The 1,678-nt window shown below is 69.7% G+C and carries 2 protein-coding genes; both read right to left on the bottom strand.

Annotation, left to right across the window (positions count from 1 at the left end; translation table 11 throughout):
• Nucleotides 1-886, bottom strand: an 886-nt coding sequence (locus AB0G02_RS38850; protein ID WP_360805106.1) for a glycoside hydrolase family 27 protein, incomplete at its 3' end; no start/stop codon positions are given.
• A gap of 474 nt (nucleotides 887-1,360) precedes the next feature.
• On the bottom strand, nucleotides 1,361-1,678 hold a 318-nt coding region (locus tag AB0G02_RS38845), incomplete at its 5' end, for a substrate-binding domain-containing protein (protein WP_360805103.1).

Genomic DNA, 1,678 nt, shown 5'->3' with positions numbered 1-1,678 from the left:
GGGGTGAGGCCATGAGCGACCACAGGGCGAAGTGCGTGCGGGACTCGGTGAGGGTCAGGCCGGGACGGCCGACGACGAGCATGTCGGGGTCGTTCCAGTTGCCCGGACCGGTCTGCGCGGCCAGCGGCGCGGTGACGTCGAGGACGTTGCCGACCCCCATGGGGTAGCTGTTGGTGTTGCCGTTCTGCCAGATGTCGAGCAGGTCCTCCGTGGTGCGCCACAGGTCCGCGACCTCGCCCCAGTCGTACTTGTCACCCGTGATGGCGTGGAAGCTGTTGGGGTTGATGCTGTAGACGATCGGGCGGCCGGTGGCGCGCAGCGCGTCGCGCATGATGGTGAACCGGGCGACCTGCTCGTCGCGGGTGCCGCTGCCGGAGCACCAGTCGTACTTGAGGTAGTCCACGCCCCACGAGGCGAACGACCGCGCGTCCTGCGCCTCGTGGCCCTTGCTGCCGGTGGAGCCGGGGAACGCGCCCGTGCCCTGCGCGCAGGTCTTCTCGTTGGGCACCTGGTAGATGCCGAACTTCAGCCCCTTGCCGTGGATGTAGTCACCGAGCGCCTTCATGCCGCTGGGGAACTTCGTCGGGTGGGACCGCAGGTTGCCGGAGCTGTCGCGGTTCGGGTCGAACCAGCAGTCGTCGACCACCACGTACTGGTAGCCGGCGTCGCGCATCCCGGTGGACACCATCGCGTCGGCCGCCTGCCGGACCTGCGCCTCGGTGATGCCGCAACCGAAGCTGTTCCAGCTGTTCCAGCCCATCGGCGGGGTCAGCGCCGGGCTGCCGGGCGCGGCCTGGGTCGCGGCGGGGACCGCGGTGAACACGCCCAGCGCCGCGATCGCGGCGGTGGCGAGGTGGAGGAGGCGTCTGCGTGCAGGGGTGGACATCATCGGCTCTTTCGCTTCGACGAAGGCACCGCCGGCACCGCAGCGCCGGCGGCGTCGGTCACGGGGTCGGCAGGCGGTCGTCGATCGACCCACCCCGGGTGGCGGGGCCACCGGGCGGCACGACGCGCGCCGGGTCGGCTCGCGGGGTCGAGCGGTCGCGGTGGGGTCGCGCGGGGACGGCTGCCGCGGTCGGTGCCACTGCGCTTCGTCGCATCGGAGTTCCCCACGTCATCGTCGACGGCGCCCACGGTGGCGCTCGGTGGAGCCGGATCGCGCTCGGGAGCGGAACCGGCCCTGATGGTCACGCCCATGTAACTACGTCACGACAGTGCGGTCAAAGCTAAAATTGTGAGCGCTAACTTTAGCCGGATCGCGCGATAATGCCGGGATTGCACGTGTCAACCATCCGAATAACAGCAGTTAGACGGCTCGTTCGCGGAAATTGCTCCGTTCAGCCCATTGAACGGGATCGGCTCATCGTTTCGTCTTGTGAGCGTGAACAAGACCGCCGTCGCGATCCTCTCGCGAGGGCGTGCGAACGGTCTTGACCGACTCGCCGGGCACGACGGACATGGGGACGCGATGGACGACGGGAGCGGCTTTGGTGCGCACGCGGCGCTCCGACGTCGCGAAGAGCACCTCCACCGCCTTCGCCCCGAGCTCGTGGTGCGGCAGGGCGACGGTGGTGAGGCGCGGGCGCACCCAGGCGGCGATCGGGTGGTCGTCGAAGGAGACCACCGAGACGTCGTCCGGCACGGACAGCGAGGCCTCCGCGAGCGCCTGGTAGGCGCC

This window comes from Actinosynnema sp. NPDC023658 (assembly GCF_040639995.1).
Taxonomy (GTDB): domain Bacteria; phylum Actinomycetota; class Actinomycetes; order Mycobacteriales; family Pseudonocardiaceae; genus Actinosynnema.
Note: the sequence above shows the minus strand (reverse complement) of the source record. Positions and strands in the feature narration are given on the sequence as shown.